Origin of the sequence: Pedococcus aerophilus, from assembly GCF_039532215.1 — a bacterium.
GTDB lineage: Bacteria > Actinomycetota > Actinomycetes > Actinomycetales > Dermatophilaceae > Pedococcus > Pedococcus aerophilus.
Genome location: NZ_BAAARN010000001.1, coordinates 1,153,958 through 1,174,731 on the forward strand (window position 1 = coordinate 1,153,958; position 20,774 = coordinate 1,174,731).

The 20,774-nt window shown below is 71.3% G+C and carries 16 protein-coding genes and 1 tRNA gene; 3 read left to right on the plus strand and 14 right to left on the minus strand.

The genetic code is table 11. The annotated features are described in order from the left end of the window. Positions 1 to 132 precede the first annotated feature (132 nt). The 12 genes from rpmE to ABD286_RS05465 form a co-directional block, all read right to left on the minus strand. Complete coding sequence (gene rpmE / locus ABD286_RS05410; protein ID WP_344191045.1) at positions 133 to 357, minus strand: 50S ribosomal protein L31; 225 nt, start codon at positions 355 to 357, stop codon at positions 133 to 135. 101 nt (positions 358 to 458) lie between these two features. After that, a complete protein-coding gene (locus ABD286_RS05415) occupies positions 459 to 2,600 on the minus strand; it encodes a sensor histidine kinase (protein ID WP_344191047.1) in 2,142 nt (713 codons plus the stop codon). Continuing rightward, positions 2,597 to 4,039, minus strand: coding sequence for a glycosyltransferase family 2 protein (locus tag ABD286_RS05420; RefSeq protein WP_344191049.1), 1,443 nt, complete (start codon positions 4,037 to 4,039; stop codon positions 2,597 to 2,599). The genes ABD286_RS05415 and ABD286_RS05420 overlap by 4 nt, the downstream gene beginning before the upstream one ends. Further along, complete coding sequence (locus tag ABD286_RS05425) at positions 4,036 to 5,079, minus strand: HEAT repeat domain-containing protein (RefSeq protein WP_344191051.1); 1,044 nt, start codon at positions 5,077 to 5,079, stop codon at positions 4,036 to 4,038. The genes ABD286_RS05420 and ABD286_RS05425 overlap by 4 nt, the downstream gene beginning before the upstream one ends. Next, entirely contained in the window at positions 5,076 to 5,453 is a 378-nt protein-coding gene (locus ABD286_RS05430) for a response regulator transcription factor (protein WP_344193268.1), read from the minus strand. The genes ABD286_RS05425 and ABD286_RS05430 overlap by 4 nt, the downstream gene beginning before the upstream one ends. Before the next feature lie 272 nt (positions 5,454 to 5,725). Beyond that, positions 5,726 to 7,873: a transcription termination factor Rho gene (rho, locus tag ABD286_RS05435; protein ID WP_344191053.1), complete on the minus strand. Its 2,148-nt coding sequence runs from the start codon at positions 7,871 to 7,873 to the stop codon at positions 5,726 to 5,728. 242 nt (positions 7,874 to 8,115) lie between these two features. Beyond that, positions 8,116 to 9,048 carry a homoserine kinase gene (thrB, locus tag ABD286_RS05440; RefSeq protein ID WP_344191055.1) on the minus strand — a complete coding sequence of 311 codons (933 nt, stop codon included), beginning with the start codon at positions 9,046 to 9,048 and terminating at the stop codon, positions 8,116 to 8,118. Further along, entirely contained in the window at positions 9,048 to 10,133 is a 1,086-nt protein-coding gene (thrC, locus tag ABD286_RS05445; protein ID WP_344191057.1) for a threonine synthase, read from the minus strand. Before thrC ends, thrB begins: the two co-directional genes overlap by 1 nt. Further along, positions 10,133 to 11,482: a homoserine dehydrogenase gene (locus ABD286_RS05450; RefSeq protein WP_344191059.1), complete on the minus strand. Its 1,350-nt coding sequence runs from the start codon at positions 11,480 to 11,482 to the stop codon at positions 10,133 to 10,135. The genes thrC and ABD286_RS05450 overlap by 1 nt, the downstream gene beginning before the upstream one ends. 129 nt (positions 11,483 to 11,611) lie before the next feature. Continuing rightward, the gene (lysA, locus tag ABD286_RS05455) at positions 11,612 to 13,048 is read right to left on the minus strand and encodes a diaminopimelate decarboxylase (protein WP_344191061.1); all 1,437 of its coding nucleotides are present in this window, start codon (positions 13,046 to 13,048) and stop codon (positions 11,612 to 11,614) included. Between the two features lie 86 nt (positions 13,049 to 13,134). Further along, positions 13,135 to 14,781, minus strand: a complete 1,647-nt coding sequence (locus tag ABD286_RS05460; protein ID WP_344191063.1) for an arginine--tRNA ligase — start codon at positions 14,779 to 14,781, stop codon at positions 13,135 to 13,137. A 35-nt stretch (positions 14,782 to 14,816) separates the two neighbouring features. Beyond that, positions 14,817 to 15,233, minus strand: coding sequence for a response regulator (locus ABD286_RS05465; protein ID WP_344191064.1), 417 nt, complete (start codon positions 15,231 to 15,233; stop codon positions 14,817 to 14,819). Positions 15,234 to 15,290: 57 nt separating this feature from the next. On the opposite strand from ABD286_RS05465, the gene ABD286_RS05470 reads away from it, so the two are divergent. Beyond that, a tRNA-Arg gene (locus ABD286_RS05470) sits at positions 15,291 to 15,365 on the plus strand. Positions 15,366 to 16,182: 817 nt separating this feature from the next. Here ABD286_RS05470 and ABD286_RS05475 read toward each other — a convergent pair. Together ABD286_RS05475 and ABD286_RS05480 are read right to left on the minus strand one after the other, a co-directional pair. After that, positions 16,183 to 17,217, minus strand: a complete 1,035-nt coding sequence (locus ABD286_RS05475) for a hemolysin family protein (RefSeq protein ID WP_344191066.1) — start codon at positions 17,215 to 17,217, stop codon at positions 16,183 to 16,185. Continuing rightward, complete coding sequence (locus ABD286_RS05480; protein WP_344191068.1) at positions 17,214 to 18,638, minus strand: hemolysin family protein; 1,425 nt, start codon at positions 18,636 to 18,638, stop codon at positions 17,214 to 17,216. The genes ABD286_RS05475 and ABD286_RS05480 overlap by 4 nt, the downstream gene beginning before the upstream one ends. Positions 18,639 to 18,804: 166 nt before the next feature. Here ABD286_RS05480 and ABD286_RS05485 point away from each other — a divergent pair, with 166 nt between their 5' ends. Continuing rightward, complete coding sequence (locus ABD286_RS05485) at positions 18,805 to 19,797, plus strand: ABC transporter ATP-binding protein (protein WP_344191070.1); 993 nt, start codon at positions 18,805 to 18,807, stop codon at positions 19,795 to 19,797. Continuing rightward, the gene (locus ABD286_RS05490) at positions 19,794 to 20,600 is read left to right on the plus strand and encodes an ABC transporter permease (RefSeq protein ID WP_344191072.1); all 807 of its coding nucleotides are present in this window, start codon (positions 19,794 to 19,796) and stop codon (positions 20,598 to 20,600) included. Before ABD286_RS05485 ends, ABD286_RS05490 begins: the two co-directional genes overlap by 4 nt. The last annotated feature ends 174 nt before the right edge of the window (positions 20,601 to 20,774 follow it).

Below are 20,774 nucleotides of genomic sequence, written 5' to 3' on the forward strand. Positions count from 1 at the left end.
CCTGAGGTGGTGCGTGGGGACTTCGTGGGGGTGCCCTGCCACGGGCGTCGGGCGTCGGGCGTTCGGCACGGTGGCAGGTAAAGCAATGCGCCGGCCCTGACCACGAGGGTCAGGACCGGCGCATCGGGAAAGCTACTTGCTCTCGGCTGCGGCCTTCTTGCCGTAGCGGGCCTCGAAGCGGGCCACGCGGCCACCGGTGTCGAGGATCTTCTGCTTGCCGGTGTAGAACGGGTGGCACTGCGAGCAGACCTCGGCGCGCATCTGGCCGGAGGTGGCCGTGCTGCGGGTCACGAAGGTGCTGCCACAGGTGCAGGTCACCGTCGTCTCGACGTACTCGGGGTGGATGTCCTTCTTCACTTCGCGCTCCTTGAGTCATGAGACCGGGTCGGCCGGGCGGAGTGCCCTGGCTGCCGTGAACCGGTCAGCGGTCAAGTGTGCCAGACAGCGGCGCACATCTCCTAAACGGTGGAGGCCTGCTGCCCATTCCCTGCGGGCCCGGGCGTCGCCGCGGCGCCGACGGCAGCAGGCGACCGCCGCGGCGACGAGGGCGTCGGTGCGCTGAGCAGCGGGAGGGTGATGGTCATGGTCGTGCCCTCTCCTTCGACCGAGCGGAAGCTCAGGGTGCCGTCATGCCCCTCGACGATGGCACGCACGATGGCCAGGCCGAGGCCGGTGCCGGGGATGGCCTGGGCGTTGGCGTTGGAGGCCCGGAAGAAGCGGTCGAAGAGCTTGGCCTGGTCCTTCTCGGGGATGCCGATCCCGGTGTCGGAGACGATGATCTCGACGGTGCGCCCCACGGCACGCGTGGTGATCGTCGCGACGCCCCCGGCGGGGGTGAACTTCACCGCGTTGGACCCGAGGTTGATGAGCGCCCGCTCGAGCTGGATGCGGTCGACGTGGACCTTGAGGCACGGGTTGACGGCGTCGACCTCGAGGCGGACCGACCCCGCGGCCGCAACCGGCTGGAGCATCTCGGTGACACCACGGACCATGTCGCTGACGAGCACGTCCTCGGGGTCGGACTCGAGCCCGGTCGCCTCGATCTTGTTGAGCACCAGCAGGTCCTCGATGAGCCCGCGCAGCCGTGCGGCGTTGCGGCCGATGACACGCAGGGCCGACTGCTGGGTGGGGGCGAGGTTTCCGTAGTCGCCGTCCTCGAGCAGCTCGAGGTAGCCGCTGATCGAGGTGAGCGGGGTGCGCAGCTCGTGGCTGACCGTCGCCATGAAGTCGGTCTTCTGGCGGTCGAGCTCGGTGAGCCGACGCACCTGCTCGACCTGCATCTCGTTGAGGCGGAGCTGCGCGATCGTCTGGGCGAGGTAGCCCGCGCTCTGCTGGACGGCCTGGATCTCGAACCGGCGCCAGCGGCGGTAGATGTCGACGGTCATCAGCGCCAGCACACCGAGCCCGCGCTCACCCACACCCACCGGGACCATCACCAGCGACCGCGCGCCGGTCGCCCGGTGGAAGGCCGCCGCGCGCTCGTCACGGGCGACCTCGGGGTCGAGCAGGTCGCGGATGACGAACACCGAGCCTTCGCGGCGCAGCTCACGGTTCACGTCGGGGACGCTGGCGGACAGCGACGGCGGAAGGGGTGGCAGCGGGGGCAGATCCTCGCGGTGCCACTGGACCCGCTCGTCCACCGCGGTCTCGCCGTCGCCCAGGGTGTAGAGCAGGACACGGTCGGCGTTCATGACGGTGCCGAGGTGGGAGCAGACCAGCCGCAGCACCTCCTCGATGTCGTCGACGCTGCGCACCATCTGGGCGACGTCCAGCACCAGCTCGTGCATGCGCAGCACCTGGGCCTGCTCCTCGAGGAGTCCCCGGTTGGTCGTGGTGAGGTCGTTGAAGTCGTCGGCGAGCGCCCTGATCTCCGCCGCGCCGGCCTTGCCGTCGGCCATGGCGAGGGTGTCGCCCGCACGTTGGCGGCCCACGACGCCCCGCAGTCGTCCGATCGGGCGGGACAGCGAGCCCTCGATGGTGCGCCACATGAAGTAGGCAGCGATGAAGGAGAGTGCGGTGAGGACGGCCATGGTGATGAGGAGTCGGTCGAAGGCGCCGGCGATGCGCTCGCGCGCCTGCATCCGTTGCCCGGCGAGCTGGGACTCCAGGGTTGCCGAGACCGCCCTGAAGTCGGCGAACCGCGTGTCGGCGCCGGCGACGACCCGCGCCAGGCCGGGCCCGTCGGTGGGTCGCGGCTGGGCGACCCACGAGAACCACGCCCTGATGGCGGTCTCCTGGCGCTCGGACAGCTCCACGTACCGCTCACGCTCGCCGGCGGTGAGCACGTCCCGCTGGAAGACCTCCTGCTGCTGGGCGATCATGCGCTCCACCGCGCTCATCGAGCGCCGCAGGGCGGGTGTCTCGTCCGCGTCCCCGTCGACGGTCCGCGCCCACGACGCGTTGGCGTCCGTCATCTGCTGACGCACCGCGGTCGTGGAGTCGATCGCCGGTGAGAACACCTGGCTCGACCGGGCGGTGTCGTGGGAGTTGGCCCGCACCGTCAACAGCGCAGCACCGGCGACCACAGGCACGATGCAGAGCAGCGTGACGATGAGGAGTCGGAGCTGGGCCGAGACCGACCACTCGGCCGGCCGGCTCAAGGCTGGGCCTCGTCGAAGCCCGTGCGGGTCATGACGCCCCAGACCTGCTTCTTGCCGCGCAGGCTCGCCCACCACCCGGACAGGCGCCAGTAGACGGTGAGCTGCCGGTAACCGACGTTCTCGAGGATCGCCGCCGCGAGCGTGATGAAGAGGTCGCGCCACCGGGTGTAGCGGTGGAAGGCCCACTCCTCCACGGACATCGCCGCGAGCGTGATGAGGATGGCGAGGCCATAGGCCAGCACGAGGAACAAGATTGCGTACGGGACGTTGACGAGGCCGAGCGCGAGGCCCAGGACCACGAAGATGATGCCGAAGCCTTCGAGCAGCGGGGCGGCGAGCTCGAACAACCAGTAGTACGGCAGGACGACCCACCCGATGCGGCCGTACTTCTTGCGGAACATCATGCCGCGGTAGGCCCACAGAGTCTCCCAGAGGCCGCGGTGCCAGCGACGGCGCTGGCGGGCCAGCACGGCGTAGCTCGACGGCACCTCGGTCCAGCACACCGGCTCGGGGACGAACTCGACCGCGTAGTCGCGGCCCTCGTCCATCATCTTGCGGTGGATGCGCAGGACCAGCTCGAAGTCCTCGCCGATGCTGTTGGGGTCCAGGCCACCGGTCTCGACCACGACGTCGCGACGGAACATCCCGAACGCGCCGCTGATGAGGATGAGCATGCCCAGGCGCGACCAGCCGGTGCGCCCGACGAGGAACGCCCGCAGGTACTCCACGACCTGGATTCGGGCGATCCACTCGGTCGGCATGGCGAGCCGGACCAGTCGGCCGGACAGCACGCGACTGCCGTTGACGGCGCGGATCGTGCCACCGGTGGCGACCATGCGGGTGGGGTCGTCCGTGAACGGCTTGCTGACACGCAGGAGGGCGTCGGGCTCGAGGATGGAGTCGGAGTCGATGAAGGCGACGAGGGGCTCGACGGCGATGTTGACGCCGGCGTTGATCGCCTCGCACTTGCCGGAGTTCGCCTTCTGGAGCACGACCAGGCGGGTGTGCCCGTCCCGGGGGACGTGGATGCCGTGGATCTCGGCACGCACCGGGATGTCCGACGGCATCTGGCGCGGGACCTGGACGAGGTCGAACGCCTCCCGCATCACCTCGAAGGTGCCGTCCGTGCTGCCGTCGTCGACGACGATGACCTCGTGGCGCGGGTAGCGCAGGCTGAGCATGGCGATCGTGGCGGTGACGATGCTCGCGGCCTCGTTGTGGGCCGGCATGACCACCGAGACGCCGAGCGCGAGCTCACCACCGAGGGTGTCGACGGACGCGTCGCGCATGCGCAGGTACCGCCGGAACTGGAACCCCGCGGTGATGATGAGCGCGAGGAAGGACAGGTTGATGACCACGAAGTAGGCCAGGATCGGGATCGCGGTGACCGAGTAGATCCACTGGACCGTGCCACGGAGTCCTTCGAGGACGCCGTTCATCGTCCGCCCGCCCTCAGGCCGGCGACCACCAGGGCGAGACCGGCGGCCGGCTGGTCCCGCCGCTCCTCGAGCGCGGCGACGCCGCGGGCCCCGGTCTGGGCCAGGGACTCCCCGGCGAGCTCGGCCAGGCGGGGGTCGGGGTCTGCGAGCAGGTCGACCAGGGTGTCGTGGGCCAGGGGTGAGCCGACCCGGCCCAGCGCCTGGGCGCAGGCACGTCGCAGGTCGGTGGGCTGGTCGGACTGCGTGTGCCGGGTGAGCAGGTCGACCTCGGAGTCCTGGCCGATCGAGCCCAGCGCCTGGGCTGCCTGGACGCGGACGGTCACGTCGGGGTCGGAGCCGATGAGCTCGCGCAGCTCCGGCAGTGCCTGGACGAACGTGCCGGCACCGGCGACGTGGGCGGCCACCATGCGGGTGCGCGGAGCAGGGTTGCGCATCGCGGCGCGCAGGACCGGGGCGATCTCGACGCCCATCTCGAGCAGGGCGTCCGCGGCCAGACCGGCGGGGATTCCCTCACCGACCCCGACCGAACGGAGCAGGGGGGCAGCCAACCAGGGGTCGGCCAGGTAGGACGCGGCATACGCGGCACTCGCGCGCACCTCGGCGGCGTCGTCCTCGAGGGCTTCGGAGATCAGGGCGGTGCTGTCCTCGACGCGGGCCAGGCCGAGCAGCTGGACGGCGTGCGCGCGGCGGACGGTCGACCGGTGGGTCGCGTCGGCCTTGGCCCGGTCCAGCGCACCGTGGTCCTTGAGCACGCTGACGAGCTGGGTCGCGGGTTCGCCGCGGACCTTGGCGAGGAGGCCGACGGCCGCCTCGTCGATCGCGTCCGCCGTCTCGCCGCGGGCGTCGCGCAGCACGGGGAAGCCCTCCGGCTCACCGGCGGCGAGCTCGATGAGGGCTCCACGCACGGGAGCCAGGGCGATGGCGGTGCGGGCCTCACGGCGCAGCCGCGAAACCTTCGAGAAGATCACGCTGAGGGCGAGCCCCAGGCAGACGACCAGGACGAGGAGCTCGACGCTCAGCAGGATCTGGCGCGTCGTCACCGGGCTCGGGCGAGCATGCCGTTCACCCGGTGCAGGAGCTCCCGGGGGCTGAACGGCTTGATGACGTAGTCGTCGGCTCCGACGGCGAAGCCGGTGTCGACGTCGCTGTCACGCGACTTGGCGCTGAGCAGCAGGACCGGCACGGCGCCGTTCTCGCTGTCGCGGATCTTGCGCAGGACGTCGATGCCGGAGAGCCCGGGCATCATGACGTCGAGGATGACCAGCGCCGGGCGCTCCGCCTGGAACGACTCCCAGGCGGCCAGTCCGTCGCCCACGGCCTCGACGGCGTAACCGGACTGCGTCAGCTTGAACTCTACGAGGTCGCGGATGTCCGGGTCGTCGTCGGCGATGAGCACGCGGGCCCCATCGGGCATGGCCACGGCTAGTCCTTTCGTCAGTCCTGAATCACTACGTTGCATTACATCAAATGTATGGCGTGCAGCAGGCAATGGACCGCGAGGGCGGGCATCCCTGCCGATCCCTTGGCAAATAGAGCCGAACGGCTTACTCCCGGGCTCCCTCGACCAGAGGAAAACGCCCGCGGACGGAATGAATGCCTCAGCACCCCGGACGTGACGGAGCCCGGCACCACGCCGGTGCCGGGCTCCATACGGTGGTCTCCCCCGCCCGGGGCGAGGGGTGACGGTCAGCTGTTGTCGTCGTCCGCAGGCTTCAGCGAGGAGTTCTGCTGGACCTGCATGAGGAACTCGACGTTGCTCTTGGTCTTCTTGATCCGGTCGATGAGCAGCTCGATGCCCTGCTGCTGGTCGAGGGCGGCGAGCACCCGACGCAGCTTCCACATGATCTTCAGCTCTTCGCCCGACAGGAGGATCTCCTCCTTGCGGGTGCCCGAGTTGTTGATGTCGACGGCCGGGAAGATGCGGCGGTTGGCGAGCCCACGGTCGAGCTTGAGCTCCATGTTGCCGGTGCCCTTGAACTCCTCGAAGATCACCTCGTCCATGCGGGAGCCGGTCTCCACCAGCGCGGTGGCGAGGATGGTCAGCGAGCCGCCGTCCTCGATGTTGCGCGCCGCGCCGAAGAACTTCTTCGGCGGGTAGAGGGCGGCGCTGTCGACACCACCGGAGAGGATGCGGCCGCTCGTCGGTGCGGCGAGGTTGTAGGCGCGACCCAGCTTGGTGATCGAGTCGAGGAGCACGACGACGTCGTGACCCATCTCGACGAGGCGCTTGGCCCGCTCGATGGCCAGCTCGGCCACCGTGGTGTGGTCCTCGGCGGGACGGTCGAAGGTCGAGGAGATGACCTCGCCCTTCACCGCACGCTGCATGTCGGTGACCTCCTCGGGGCGCTCGTCGACCAGGACGACCATGAGGTGGCACTCGGGGTTGTTGGTCGTGATCGCGTTGGCGATGGCCTGCATGACCATCGTCTTGCCGGCCTTGGCCGGGGCGACGATCAGGCCGCGCTGGCCCTTGCCGATGGGGGCGACGAGGTCGATGACGCGCGTCGTGAGCAGGCCAGGCTCGGTCTCGAGGCGCAGGCGCTCCTGGGGGTACAGCGGCGTGAGCTTGCCGAACTCGACGCGCTTGCGCGCCTCCTCGGGCGTCATGCCGTTGACCGTGTCGAGGCGGACGAGCGCGTTGAACTTCTGGCGCTGGTTCTGCTGCTGCTCCTCGGTCTGCGCCTTCACCGCACCGGTGATGGCGTCGCCCTTGCGCATGCCGTTCTTCTTGACGGCGCCGAGCGGCACGTAGACGTCGTTGGAGCCGGGCAGGTAGCCCGACGTGCGCACGAAGGCGTAGTTCTCCAGGACGTCGAGGATGCCGGCCACGGGGATCAGGACGTCGTCCTCGGCCACCTGCGGCTCGGACTCGTAGTCCCCGCCGTACTGGCGGTCCGTGCGACCGCGCTTGTCCCGGTTGCGGCTGCGGTTGCGGTTGCGACGACGGCCGCGACCCTCACCGTCGTCGTCGCCGTAGCCCTGGTTCTGGCCCTGGTTGCCCTGGTTCTGACCCTGACCGCCCTGGCTGCCGCGGTCGTCGCGGTCGTCCCGTTCGTTCTGGCGGTCGTCACGGTCGTTCTGGCGGTCGTTGCGCTGGTCGTTGGACCGGTCGTTGCGCTGGGGCTGCCGGTCGTCCCGCTCGTTCTGGCGGTCGTTTCGCTGCCGGTCGTCCCGCTCGTTCGCGCGGTCGTCACGGTCGTTCTGCCGGTCGGACCGCTGCTGGCGGTCGTTCTGCGCACGGTCGTCGCCGCCGCGGTCGCCACGGTTCTGGTCCCGGCTCTGCGCACGGTCGGCCTGCGGCTCTGCCTGCTGGGCCTGCTCGGCGCGACGCTCGGCGGCGCGGGCCGCGCGGTCGGCGCGAGCCTGCTGGCGCTGGGCGCGGGCCTGCTCGGCGCCGGCCCGCGGGGACTCGCTGCGGGTGGAGTCACCCTGCGGTGACTCGGAGCGGGGCGTCTCGGAACGTGCCGACGCAGAACGCTGGCCCTCGGAACGCGACGACTCAGGACGCGACGACTCGGAGTGCGGGGCCTCGGAGCGCGGGGCCTCGGAGCGCGTCGACTCGGCGACCGGTGCGGCGGCGGCCGGTGCCGCCTCGGCGGCGGGTCGCTCGGCGGGTCGCTCGGTGGCGACGTCACGACGCGGGGCGGACCCGCCGGACTGGCGGTCCTTGATGGCGGCGACGAGGTCGCCCTTGCGCATCTTGGCGGTCCCGGCGATGCCCATGCTGGCGGCGAGGCCCTGGAGCTCGGCCACCTTCATGGTGCTGAGCGCGCCGGAGCGTCGCGGCTTCTCGTCCTGCGCGGGCGCAGTGCCGAGAGTGGTGGTGTCTGTCACGAAGGATCCTTCCCCCTCGTATGCGGCCGGGTTCAGATCCCGAGCCGGTGCTTGGGTCGGCGATGGCCGACCGGTGGAGCCACATGCAGCACAGTGAGGCCAAGGCAGCGAAGGCTGCCGTCATGTGGAGGGTGCGACCCGCTCGGTGGTCCGCGAAGAGGCGGCATCGGCGGCGAGTGCGTGCTCAATGTAACACCGATGCCCGTGCGGGAAGTCCATCGTGTCCAGATTGTCGCCCAGCGCTACAACGCCCTGACCTGCGCGCCTTCGACGGGCACACCCGGGTCGAGCACCCGCCAGGCGGAGTCCACCAGCGGCGCCACGGCAGCGGCTCGGTCTGCCCTCGTCAGCACCAGCACCGAGGGCCCGGCGCCCGAGATCACCGCGGCGTGTCCGGCCTCGCGCAGCCGGTCGACGAGCTCCATCGACCCACCGAAGGACTCCCGTCGAGCCTCTTGGTGCAGCCACTCGCGCGTGCCGGCGAGCAGGTGCTCGGGATGGGCGGTCAGCGCCTGCACGAGCAACGCGGCCCGGGCCGAGTTGAGGGCCGCGTCGCCGTGGCGGACGTGCGACGGGAGGACCGACCGCGCCTTGGCGGTGGACAGCTGGGTGGCGGGCACGAGAACCCGGACGCGCACGTCCGGGTGCAGGGCGAGGCGCACGGTGTGGGTGCCGTCGTCCTCCCCGTCGGACCACGACAGGGTCAACCCGCCGTGGACGGAGGCGGACGAGTTGTCGGGGTGCCCCTCCAACCGGGCCGCCAGGGTGTTGGCAAAGGCGAGGTCGAGACCTTCGTCGGACCCGCGGCTTACATCGTGCAGGCCTTGTGCCGCAACGATTCCCGTGACGATCGCGGTCGCGGACGAGCCGAGTCCGCGGCCGTGCGGCACCTCGTTGCGACACCGAAGGTGCAGCCCAGCAGGCGCGTCGACCCCGAGCTCCTCCCACGCCCGGACCATCGAACGGTGGACCAGGTGGGTGGCGTCACGCGGCACGTCGGCCGAGCCCTCTCCCTCGACCTCGATCCGCAGGCCGGGCTCGTCGGTGACCGTCGCGACGCAGCTGTCCCACAGGCCGAGGGCCAGACCCACCGAGTCGAACCCGGGACCGAGGTTGGCGCTGCTCGCCGGCACCCGCACCTCGACTGACGCCCCCGGCCGCAGGGCAGCACCCATCAGCCGTCCAGCCCCAGGGCCTGGGCGGCGGTGAAGGCGTCGACTGACACGCGCGTGGGGGTCACGTCGGACCCGTCGGCGTTGCGCAGCGCCCACTGCGGGTCCTTGAGGCCGTGGCCCGTGACCGTGCAGACGATCGTGGCGCCGGCGGGGACGTGGCCGGCCTCGGCAGCCTGGAGCAGTCCCGCCACGGACGCCGCGGAGCCGGGCTCGACGAAGATGCCCTCCTCGGCGGACAGGACCCGGTGGGCGTGCAGGATCTGCTCGTCGGTGACGGATTCGATGCGCCCGCCGGAGTCGTCGCGGGCCTGCTCGGCCTGCTTCCACGACGCGGGGTTGCCGATGCGGATCGCGGTGGCGATGGTGTCGGGCTCGTCGACCGGGTGGCCCAGGACGATCGGTGCGGCACCGGCAGCCTGGAAGCCCCACATCTGCGGCAGCCTCGTCGCCGGGCCGGGCTGCTCGGACTCGCGGTGGTACTCGCGGTAACCCTTCCAGTAGGCGGTGATGTTGCCGGCGTTGCCCACTGGCAGGCAGTGGATGTCGGGAGCGTCCCCGAGGGCGTCGACGACCTCGAACGAGGCCGTCTTCTGCCCCTCGATGCGGGCCGGGTTGACCGAGTTCACCAGCTCGACCGGGTAGGCCTCGGCGAGCTTGCGGGCCAGCGTCAGGCAGTCGTCGAAGTTGCCGTCGACCTGCAGCAGCGTCGCGCCGTGGGCGATCGCCTGGCTGAGCTTGCCCATCGCGATCTTGCCGTCGGGCACGAGGACGGCACACGTCATACCGGCCTTGGTCGCGTAGGCGGCCGCGCTGGCGCTGGTGTTGCCCGTGGACGCGCAGATGACGGCCTTGGCGCCGTTGCGGGCCGCGACCGAGATGGCGGCGGTCATGCCGCGGTCCTTGAACGACCCGGTCGGGTTGAGCCCCTCGTACTTGACGAAGACGTTCGCCCCGGTGAGCGCGGACAGCCGCTCGGCGGGGATGAGCGGGGTGCCGCCCTCCTGCAACGTGACGACCGGTGCGCCGGCGAGGGACGGGAGGCGGTCGGCGTACTCGCGGATGACGCCCTTCCACATCGACGGCATCAGGAACCCTCCACCCTCATCACGGACGTGACCTCGTGCACGGTGTCGAGGGCGGCGAGCGCCTCGACGGTGGCGGACAGCGCTGCGTCGGGCGCCGTGTGGGTGACGACCACGAGGCTGGCGCGGGTCTCCCCGCCCTCCTCGTCGACGACGACCTTCTGGCGCACCGTCTCGATCGACACGTCGTGCGCGGCGAACGCGGTGGCGACCTGGGCGAGGACACCCGGGCGGTCGGCCACGGCGAGGCTGATGTGGTACCTCGTCAGGGCCTGGCCCATCCCGAGGACGGGCAGGTCGGCGTAGGCCGACTCCCCCGGTCCGCGCCCGCCGCCGACCCGGTGCCGCGCGACCGCGACGACGTCGCCGAGGACCGCGCTGGCGGTCGGGTCGCCACCGGCACCCTTGCCGTAGAACATGAGCTCGCCTGCGGCGTCGGCCTCGACGAAGACGGCGTTGAACGCGTCGCGCACGCCACCGAGCGGGTGCGACCTGGGGATCATCGCCGGGTGCACGCGCACACTCACGCCCGGGGTCAGGACGCCGTCTGCATCCGCGACCTCGGTGCGCTCGCAGATCGCGAGAAGCTTGACGACACAGTCCATCTCGCGCGCCGCCTGCACGTCGGCGGCACTCACCTCGGTGATGCCCTCGCGGTAGACCTGGTCGCTGGAGACCCTGGTGTGGAACGCCAGCGAGGCGAGGATCGCGGCCTTGGCTGCGGCATCGAAGCCCTCGACGTCGGCGGTGGGGTCGGCCTCGGCGTACCCGAGGGCCTGAGCCTGCTCGACCGCCTCGGCGAAGCCCTGGCCCGTCGTGTCCATCTTGTCGAGGACGTAGTTGGTGGTGCCGTTGACGATGCCGAGGACCTTGCGCACGTCGTCACCGGCGAGGGACTCGCGGATGGGCCGCAGGATCGGTATGGCGCCCGCGACTGCGGCCTCGTAGTAGAGGTCCACACCGTGCTCGGCGGCCGAGGCGTAGAGGCTCGGGCCCGCCTCGGCGAGCAGCGCCTTGTTGGCGGACACGACGGAGGCACCGTGGGCCATGGCCTTCTCGATGAGCCCTCGGGCAGGCTCGATGCCGCCGATGACCTCGACGACGATGTCGGCGCGGGTCACCAGGGACTCGGCGTCGGTGGTGAACAGCGCAGGGTCGACCGGCAGGTCGGACCGGTCGCGACCGGCCCGTCGCACGGCGATGCCGACGAGCTCGAGCGGTCGGCCCACGCGGGCAGCGAGGTCGTCGGCGTGCTCGGTGAGCAGGCGGGCCACGGAGGACCCGACCACGCCACACCCGAGCAGGGCGACCCGCAGGGGCTCCCCTGCCGTCACCTTCTGGCTGTCACTCACGACGTGCTCCTGACGCCCCGAGGGGCTTGGTTGCGGTCCGGCCATCGTGCCGTGACCACGTGGTGGACGCTCATTGTTCCGGCATCCGGACGTCCTTGCGCAACGTCCGGCGCGGACCGCGAGATCTTCTCAGCCCACATCGAGCGCCAGCAGATCCTCCACGGTCTCGCGGCGCACGATCACCCGGGCCCGACCGTCGCGCACGGCGAGGACCGGCGGGCGGGGCGTGTGGTTGTACTGGCTGGCCATGCTGCGGCAGTACGCGCCGGTCCCCGGGACCGCGACGAGGTCGCCCGCGGCGATGTCGTCGGGCAGGTACTCGTCCATCACGACGATGTCGCCGCTCTCGCAGTGCTTGCCGACCACGCGCGCCAGGCGGGGGCCGGCCCCGGACCGGCGGCTGGCCAGCGTGCACGAGTAGTCCGCGTCGTAGAGCGCCGTGCGGATGTTGTCGCTCATGCCGCCGTCGACCGAGACGTAGGTGCGGGTCAGCCCACCGCCGAGGCCGACGTCCTTGACCGTGCCGACCTCGTACAGCGTGAAGGTGCTCGGGCCCGCGATGGCGCGGCCGGGCTCGATGGAGATCTTCGGCGCCGGGGTGTCCCCACTCCCGTCGCCGACGGACTTGAGCTCGCGGGCGACGAGGTCGGCCATCTGCTCGCCGAGCTCGCGGGGCCGGAGCGGGGTGTGCTCGGAGGTGTAGGCGATGCCGTAGCCGCCGCCGAGGTCGAGCTCGGGCATGTGCACCCCGTGGATGCGTGCCACGTCCGCGTGCAGGCCGATGAGTCGCCGGGCGGACACCTCGAAGCCGCTCGTGTCGAAGATCTGGCTGCCGATGTGCGAGTGCAGGCCGAGCAGGTCGAGCGCCTCGGCGTGCTCGAGGATCCGGGCGATGGCCTCGGCGGCACGGCCCCCGGCGAGCGAGAAGCCGAACTTCTGGTCCTCGTGGGCGGTGGCGATGAACTCGTGGGTGTGCGCTTCGACGCCCACCGTGACCCGCACCATGACCGGGGCGCGGACCCCCATGGCCGACGCGACCGCGGCGACCCGCTCGATCTCCTCGAACGAGTCGACGACGATGCGCCCGACGCCGTACTCGAGCGCCTGGCGGATCTCCGCGAGCGACTTGTTGTTGCCGTGCAGGCCGATCCGCTTCGCCGGGAACCCCGCGCGCTGCGCCACGGCGAGCTCCCCGCCGGAGCAGACGTCGAGGCACAGGCCCTCGTCGGCGACCCAGCGGGCGACCTCGGTGCACAGGAACGCCTTGCCCGCGTAGTAGACGTCGACGCCACCGAGGTCGGCGAAGGGCTCGGCGAACTCGTCACGGAAGGCCCGCGCCCGCGCGCGGAAGTCCTCCTCGTCGACGACGTAGGCAGCCGTGCCGAACTCGCGCGCGATGCTCACCACGTCGAGCCCGCCGACGGTCAGCCGACCCTGCTCGTCACGGGTCACGGTCTGCGGCCACAGCTGCGGCATCAGCTCGTTGACGTCACCAGGGGTGGGCAACCAGTGCGGCGGCCCGCCGTACCCCTCGGCGTGGAGGGCACCAGCCTCGTGAGCGCGCATCGTCGTCCTGCCTCTCCCTGCTCCGTCCGCGTGCCAGCCGGTCGCGCCGGCGAGGCACCAGCGTCACACGCTGGTCAGCGGTGGGGTCACATCCGTTCGGGTGCCGAGACTCCGAGCAGGGCCAGCCCGTTGGCCAGCACCTGACGCGTCGCGTCGTTGAGCCACAGCCGGCTGCGGTGCAGGTCCGTGACCTCCTCGTCGGCCGTCATCGGCCGGACGCGGCAGGTGTCGTACCACTTGTGGAAGTGGCCGGCGAGGTCCTCGAGGTAGCGCGCGACCCGGTGCGGCTCCCGCAGGTGGGCCGCCTGCGCCACCACGCGCGGGAAGTCGCCGAGGATGGCGAGCAGAGCGGCCTCGGTGGGGTCGGACAGCAGCGACGGGTCGAAGCCGTCCGCGCGCGATACGCCGTCCTCGCCGGCGAGCCGCGCGACGTTGGACGTCCGCGCGTGGGCGTACTGCACGTAGAAGACCGGGTTGTCGTTGGTCTGCTTGCGCAGCTCCTCGCCGTCGAGCGACAGCGGGCTGTCCGCCGGGTAGCGGGCGAGGGAGTAGCGCAGCGCGTCGGTGCCGAGCCAGTCGATCAGCTCGTCCATGTAGATGGCGTTGCCGCGCCGCTTGCCCATCCGCTCGCCGGCGATGTTGACGAGCTGCCCGATGAGCACCTCGATGTTCTGCTGCGGGTCGTCGCCCGCACACGCAGCGATCGCCTTGAGGCGGTTGACGTAGCCGTGGTGGTCGGCGCCGAGGAGGTAGATCTTCTCGGGGAAGCCGCGGTCCTTCTTGCTCAGGTAGTACGCGGCGTCGGCGGCGAAGTAGGTCGGCTCACCGTTGGCCCGGATGAGCACCCGGTCCTTGTCGTCGGTGAAGTCGGTGGTGCGCAGCCAGACCGCGCCCTCCTGGTCGAAGACGTGGCCCTGCTCGCGCAACCGCTCCACGGCCTGCTCCACGGCACCACCGCTGTGCAGCTGGCTCTCGGAGAACCACACGTCGAAGTGCACGCCGAAGTCGTCCAGCGTCTTCTGGATGGCGGCGAGCTGGAGCCGGTACCCGAGGTCCCGAGCCACCGCGACCGCCTCGTCGGCGGGCAGGTCGAGCAGGTCGGGGCGCTCGGCCAGGGCCTTGCGGCCGAGCTCGGTGACGTACTCGCCGGGGTAGCCGCCCTCGGGGACGTCCTCGCCCTTGAGCCGGGCGATGATCGAGGCGCCGAACTTGTCCATCTGGGCGCCGGCGTCGTTGATGTAGTACTCGGTCGTCACCTCGGCGGCGGAGGCACGCAGCAGCCGGGCCAGGGCGTCGCCGAGCGCGGCCCACCGGGTGTGCCCGATGTGCAGGTCGCCCGTGGGGTTGCCCGAGATGAACTCGAGGTTGATGACGTGTCCGGCCTCGGAGTCGTTGCGGCCGTAGGCGTCCCCGGCCTCGACGATGCTGCGGGCGAGCTCTCCGGCCGACGCCGCGTCGAGGGTGATGTTGAGGAACCCGGGGCCGGCGATGTCGACCGCCTTGACCCCGTCGACCCGGCCGACACGGTCGGCGAGCAGCGCGGCGACCTCGCGCGGCGGCATACCGGCGAGCTTGGCCAGCTGGAGCGCGACGTTGGTGGACCAGTCGCCGTGGTCGCGGTTCCTCGGTCGCTCCACACGGACCTCGGCGGGCACGTCCACGGCGAGGTCACCAGCGGCGACGGCGTCGGTCAGGGCGGTGCGGAGGGCAGCAGAGAGCTGTTCGGGAGTCACCCGACAAGTCTAGGGCTGGCTCGCGGGTGCCCCGGTCACGGTTGCGGGGTGTGGGTCCGGCCCTCGGCCATGAACCCGTCGACCAGGGTGATGAGGTACTCCGGGTCGAAGGGCTTGGCGACGAACGCGTCGAGCCCGGACGCCTTGGCCTGCACGCGGTCGTGCTGCTGGACCGACGCGGTCACCATGAGCACGGGGATGTCGGCGAACCGTGGGTCGCTGCGGATCTGGCTGATCGTCCACCACCCGTCACGCGGCACCATGTGCGCGTCGAGCGTGATCACGCCCGGCAGTGCTGCGCCCTCCTCGGCGCGGGAGGCCAGGCGGGCGAGCAGCTGCGCACCGTCGCTGACCTCCTCGACCTCATACCCCTCGAGCTCGAGGTTGAGCCGGATCAGGCGACGGATCGGCTCGGTGTCGTCGCACACCATGACCAGTCCCCCGCGTTCCATGGGGGCCACCCTAGGCTGCTACCCTCACCGGGCGCGCCTTTCACGGGGCGTGGTTCGGCCCCCGTAGCTCAGGGGATAGAGCACCGCCCTCCGGAGGCGGGAGCGCAGGTTCGAATCCTGCCGGGGGCACCACTGGTGCCCGTCGCCGAGATGGTGGCAGATCGCACTCTCCCCGCCGGGGAGAGAACGGTCTGCCACCTTCTCGTTGGCCCACGGCGATGCTCCCTGTGGATGACGCTCCTGCCGTATGCCGCGGGTGCGGCACCGTGCACCTCGTGCCTCCTCGTCCCGCCCCGCTCCCGTCCGCGCTGGACGGACGCGGGTTCAGCACCGGGCAGGCGCGTGCCGTCGGACTGACCGAGGGACGCCTGCACGACTTGCCGCCGCCCAGCAGCCACGAGCACCGGTCGCCCCTGCACGTCATGCGGGACGCCGGACGGAACCCGGTCGACCGTCCCCAGGTCCGCGGCCACTCGGGCCTGGGGTCACGCCGCGTGCAGACCCTGCGAGGCCTGCGGGTGGTCTCGGCCGCAGACACGTGGGTCGACCTCGCGACGCTGCTGGGCGTCGAGGACCTGGTGGTCGTCGGCGACCGGATCGCCCGTCTCGCAGGCAGCGTGGACCCGCTGCGCTCCACCCTCGACCGGCGATCGCAGGGCGGTGCGATCCGGGGCACCCGGCGACTCCGGGAGGCCCTTGCGCGGGTGCGGACGGGGTCCGACTCGGACATCGCACGGCGGTTGCTGCTCGAGGACGACGGCTGGAAGTACGTCGAGCTGACCCGCTCGGACCACGTCAACCCGGCGCGGCAGTGGTCGATGCTGCGGCGGCTCGCCGACCACCTCGGCGTCGAGGTGGTGCCCGATCGTCCCCACCCGGCGTGGACAGGACAGTTCGCCACCACCTCGACAGGCTGTCGACGCGGGCGACGGCCGAAGAGGCGGAGGCGTCAGCGCTGGGAGGCGTCGGCGACCTCGCCGACGAGCTCCTCGATCACGTCCTCGAGGAAGACGACACCGATGTCGACGCCGTCGGTGTCGACGACCCGGGCGAGGTGGGCGCCGGTGCGCTGCATCGTCCGCAGCACCTCCTCGACCTCGTCGGCGGCCTGGACCGTCGCGAGCTTGCGGACCCGCTTGACCGGCACCGCGATCGACCGCTCGGTGTCGTCGGCGTACAGGACGTCCTTGAGGTGGAGGTACCCCGCGAGCGCGCCGGACGCGTCGACCATCGGGTACCGGGAGAAGCCGCGCTTGGCGACGAGCCGCTCCACGTCGTCCGGGGTCGCGGTCAGCGGCAGGGTCACCAGGTCGTGCAGCGCCACGGCGACGTCGACGGCGTCCTTGTCGCTGAACTCCAGGGCCGCACCGACCAGCCCGTGCTGCCCCTCCTCGATCAGTCCCTCGTGGTGGCTCTCGGCGAGGATGTGCTCGACCTCCTCGACGGTGAAGGTCGAGGCGATCTCGTCCTTGGGCTCCACGCCGAAGAGCCGGACCAAGGACTTCGCCAGCCGCTCCATGACCGAGATCACCGGGCGCAGCACCCGCGTGATGAAGAGCAGCACGGGGACGAGGACGAGGGCGGAGCGCTCCGGGCCGGCGAGCGCGAGGTTCTTGGGGATCATCTCGCCGACGACGACGTGCAGGTACACGACGATGAGCAGCGCGAGCGCGAGTGCTCCACCGTCGGCCACGCCCTCGGGCAGGCCGAGGTGCTCGACGACGGGTTCGAGGGCGTGGTGAAGGGCGGCCTCGGAGACCGCGCCGAGCAGCACGGAGCAGACGGTGATGCCGAGCTGGGCGCACGCGAGCAGCGACCCCATCTGCTCGAGCGCGTCGAGACAGGTCTGCGCGCGACGCGATCCTGCCGCGGCGAGGGGTTCGAGGGTGGAGCGGCGCGCGGCCATCGCCGCGAACTCCGCCCCCACGAAGAAGGCATTGAGCAGGAGCAGCAGGACCGTCACCCAGACGGCGCCGGCGCTCACTTCGACCCTTCGGTATGGCGCGGGCCCGTGGACCGAGGGACGCCCCCGGGGGTGGGTTCGTGGTCGGGTCCGGTGCCGTCGGCTCCTCCGGCCACCGGCTCGGCAGCGCCCTCGAGCACGGCCTCCGGGTCGTCGGCGCGGAAGCGCAGGCGGTCCGCGCGCATGCCGTCCATCGCGAGCACGGTGATCTCCCAGCCCGGGATCTCCACGCGGTCCCCCACGACGGGGATGCGACCGAGCTCGGCCATCACGAAGCCACCGGTGGTCTCGTAGGCGGGACCGTCCGGCACCTCGGCGCCGAGGCGGTCACGGACCTCGTCGGGTCGCCACAGGCCCGGCACGGTCCACGAGCCGTCGGTCAGCTCGCGGCCGGTCGTCCGGAACACGTCGTGCTCGTCGGACACCTCGCCGACGATCTCCTCGACGACGTCCTCGAGGGTGACGATGCCGGCGGTGCCGCCGTACTCGTCGACGACGATCGCCAGCTGGAGCCCGTGCTCGCGAAGCATGAGGAGCAGGGGGTCGAGGCGGATCGTCTCGGGGACGAGCAACGGCGGGACCATGAGGGCGGAGACCGGGACGTCGGGACGGCGTTCGTGGGGCACGGCGATGGCGCGCTTGACGTGGACGACACCGTCGATGTCGTCCCAGTCCTCGCCGGTCACCGGGAAGCGGGAGTGGCCGGTGCGGCGGGCCAGCCGGACCACGTCGTCGGCCGTGGCGGTGCGCTCGATCGAGGTGGAGCGGGCGCGGGGACTCATGACGTCGGCAGCGGTCTGCTCGCCGAAGCCCAGCGACCGCGCGACCAGCCGGGCCGTACCTGCGTCGAGGGTCCCGGCCTCCGCGGACCGGCGGACGAGGGAGGTGAGCTCCTGCGGTGTCCGGGCCCCGGACAACTCCTCCTGGGGCGTGATGCCCAGGGCTCGCAGGAACAGGTTCGCCGACCCGTTGAGCACGACGATCAGCGGCCGGGAGACGAGGGCGAACATCCGGACCGGGCGGGCCACGACCTTGGCCGTCGCCAGCGGTGCGGAGATGCCGAGGAACTGCGGCAGCAGCTCGCCGAAGACCATGGAGAACAGGGTCGCGATGACGAGGGCGAGCGTGGCCGCCACCGAGTCCAGCGTCGTGCCCGACAACCCCGCCGCCCCGAGCGGCGTCTCGAGCAGCCGTCCGATGGACGGGGTGGCGATGAAGCCCAGGATCAGCGTCGTCAGCGTGATGCCCACCTGGGCGGCGGACAGCTGCGTCGACAGGCGGCGGAGCGAGGCGAGCACCGGCTCGGCGCCGGCGTCTCCCCCGTCGATGGCCTTCTGGACGGTCGGGCGGTCGAGGGCCACGAGGGAGAACTCGGTGGCGACGAAGACAGCGGTCCCAGCAGTCAGTCCCACACCTGCGAGGACCAGCAACCATTCGGTCATAGTGCCGCCATCCTAGGGTCGGCCGGCGGGACCGGCCGACTCCCACGACCCTGTCGACTCCTGCAGATCGAGTGACCACCGCGACTCGCGCGGGATCAAACCCGGTTGACCCTCACGCTGCGTGAGTTGGGAGGATGACGCCCATGTCCACGAGACCGGGGGAACGATGACAGCCACAGCAACCACCAGCCCACCCGGGACGCCTCGAGCAGGCGCCCGCATCGAGGTCCGTGACCTCACCAAGCAGTTCGGCAGCTTCACCGCCGTCAATGCCTTGTCCTTCACGGTCGAGCCGGGCCGGATCACCGGCTTCCTCGGGCCCAACGGTGCCGGCAAGACCACCACGCTCCGCATGCTGCTGGGCCTGATCTCACCCACCGCTGGCTCGGCCACGATCGGCGGACGGCAGTACCGCGAGATCGAGGCGCCGATGTCCGTCGTCGGCTCGGCGCTCGAGGCGACGAACTTCCACCCGGGTCGGTCCGGGCGTGACCACCTGCGCGTCCTCGGCGACACGATGGGCGTCGGCGGCGCCCGTGTCGACGAGATGCTCGAGCTGGTCGGCATCCCGGCCGCCGCGCGCAAGCGGGCCGGGGGCTACTCCATGGGCATGCGCCAGCGCCTCGGCCTGGCCGCGGCCATGCTGGGCGACCCGCAGGTCCTCATCCTCGACGAGCCGGCCAACGGCCTCGACCCCGAGGGCATCCGCTGGTTGCGCGGCTTCCTGCGTCACCTGAGCTCGCAGGGCAAGACGGTCCTCATCTCCAGCCACATGCTCCAAGAGGTGGAGCAGACCGTCGACGACGTCGTCATCATCTCCAACGGCCGCCTGGTCAAGCAGGGCACGATGGCCGAGCTGCACGGCAACGGCGGCGCGATCGTCCGCACCTCCGACACGGGCGCCCTCGCCGGGGCGCTGCGCGTGGCCGACCTGACGAGCACCGAGCAGGACGGCGCCCTGCTCGTCGACACCTCGGACCTGCGCCTCGTCGGCGACGTCGCGCTGCGCGCCGGACTGCCCGTCTACGAGCTCAAGGTGGCCACGACCGACCTGGAGGACCTCTTCTTCCAGCTCACCGAGGGCACCAACCGCAACCTCGGTGGAGGGACACCCCCGCAGCGGGATGCCATCGCCGGACAGGAAGGGGCGAACGGATGACCGCCGCAGTCCGCGCCGAGTTCCGCAAGTTCTTCACGACCCGCATGTGGTGGGGCATGGCCATCGCCATGTTCGTCGCCGGCGCCGGCCTCGCCGTCGCCTTCGGCTTCCTGCTGACCAGCGACTCCGCCGGAGGACCGCCCGGTCAGGAGGCGCCGACGGGCAGCGCCGAGCAGATCGCCAACAGCGTCTACACCAGCGGACTGGCCATCGGTTACCTCCTCACCCTGACCATCGGGGTGATGCAGATCGGCTCCGAGTACCGCCACAAGACGATCACCAGCACGTTCCTCAGCATCCCGCGGCGTGGCCGGGTGATGGGCGCCAAGGTCATCGCCCTGCTCGGCATCGGCGCCCTCTACGGGCTCATCTCGCTCGTGGGGTCGGTCATCGCCGGCTCGATCGTCCTCAACTCGCGGGGTTTCGAGGCCTTCCCGACCTCCGGCGTCTTCCGCACCCTGGCGCTGAGCCTGCTGGTCCTGGGCCTGTGGGCGTTGATCGGCCTGGGTGCCGGCATCCTCATCCCCAACCAGGTGGCGGCTTTGCTCATCTCGGTCGGCGTCGCCTGGATCGTCGAACCCATCGCCGGGATCCTGCTCAGCCTGTGGGACTTCGGTCGCGAGAACATCGTCCCGTACCTCCCTTCGGCCGCGACGAGCGCGATGGTCAACGGCGTGCAGCAGGGTGGGGACAACACGGCTCAGCCGCTGGCCTGGTGGGGCGGCGCGCTCGTGCTCGCCGCGTATGCAGCGGTGCTGGCCGGGCTCGGGTCGTGGCGGACCATCCGCAGCGACATCAGCTAGGCGTCGATCGGCCGAACAGCAGTCGTGCACGAGAGGAGGGGCCGGTTTCCGTCGGGAAGCCGGCCCCGCGGCATACCCGCAGGTGGGAGTGGGTGGGCACGGTGACGGGGATCCCGCACGAAACAGTCTCACCCGCCTGCCCCTGAGCACGCCGACGGGGATAGGCTGGGCACA

Excerpts from the sequence above, each read along its gene's own strand:
- lysA (WP_344191061.1), bottom strand. The coding sequence starts at position 13,048 with ATGCGCGCTCACGAGGCTGGTGCCCTCCACGCCGAGGGGTACGGCGGG.
- thrB (WP_344191055.1), bottom strand. The coding sequence starts at position 9,048 with ATGGGTGCTGCCCTGCGGCCGGGGGCGTCAGTCGAGGTGCGGGTGCCG.
- ABD286_RS05420 (WP_344191049.1), bottom strand. The coding sequence starts at position 4,039 with ATGAACGGCGTCCTCGAAGGACTCCGTGGCACGGTCCAGTGGATCTAC.
- ABD286_RS05465 (WP_344191064.1), bottom strand. The coding sequence starts at position 15,233 with ATGGAACGCGGGGGACTGGTCATGGTGTGCGACGACACCGAGCCGATC.
- thrC (WP_344191057.1), bottom strand. The coding sequence starts at position 10,133 with ATGCCGTCGATGTGGAAGGGCGTCATCCGCGAGTACGCCGACCGCCTC.
- ABD286_RS05490 (WP_344191072.1), top strand. The coding sequence starts at position 19,794 with ATGACCGCCGCAGTCCGCGCCGAGTTCCGCAAGTTCTTCACGACCCGC.
- ABD286_RS05480 (WP_344191068.1), bottom strand. The coding sequence starts at position 18,638 with ATGACCGAATGGTTGCTGGTCCTCGCAGGTGTGGGACTGACTGCTGGG.
- ABD286_RS05485 (WP_344191070.1), top strand. The coding sequence starts at position 18,805 with ATGACAGCCACAGCAACCACCAGCCCACCCGGGACGCCTCGAGCAGGC.
- ABD286_RS05430 (WP_344193268.1), bottom strand. The coding sequence starts at position 5,453 with ATGCCCGATGGGGCCCGCGTGCTCATCGCCGACGACGACCCGGACATC.